The organism is Hydrogeniiclostridium mannosilyticum (assembly GCF_003268275.1).
GTDB classification, from domain to species: Bacteria; Bacillota; Clostridia; order Oscillospirales; family Acutalibacteraceae; genus Hydrogeniiclostridium; species Hydrogeniiclostridium mannosilyticum.
This window is the reverse complement of the sequence record NZ_QLYR01000051.1, coordinates 1-399: the sequence shown is the minus strand read 5'-3', so window position 1 is coordinate 399 and position 399 is coordinate 1. Positions and strand designations below refer to the sequence as shown.

The following is a 399-nucleotide window of genomic DNA, read 5'->3' as shown; positions in this document are numbered from 1 at the left end:
TTGGTAGAGCACCTGACTCTTAATCAGGGTGTCCCGGGTTCGAGTCCCTGATGGTGCACCAAAGGAAAGCGCCGGCTGGGGGTAAGAGACTGGCTGGCGGAAGACGGCCCGTTGGTCAAGCGGTCAAGACGGCGGCCTCTCACGCCGCAAACGTGGGTTCGATTCCCGCACGGGTCACCAAAGGGTTTCCGAGGAGGAGGCCGGGAGCAAGAGGGAAAAGAGAATAGAGAACAAAGTTAGAAGACTTTGGAGTTGGTGTTGATGACGGCGAGGGTCCACCCGTTCCCATTCCGAACACGGAAGTTAAGCTCGCACGTGCTGACGATACTTGGCTGGTGACGGCCCGGGACAATAGGAGGATGCCAACACTTATATTCCTCAATAGCTCAGCCGGTAGAG

General features: G+C 57.1%; 1 tRNA gene and 1 rRNA gene. Both read left to right on the top strand.

Annotated elements, in window-relative coordinates:
* The first annotated feature begins 105 nt into the window (after positions 1 to 105).
* Positions 106 to 180, top strand: a tRNA-Glu gene (locus tag DPQ25_RS14430).
* A gap of 71 nt (positions 181 to 251) precedes the next feature.
* Positions 252 to 368 (top strand): 5S ribosomal RNA (gene rrf / locus DPQ25_RS14425).
* Positions 369 to 399 lie beyond the last annotated feature (31 nt).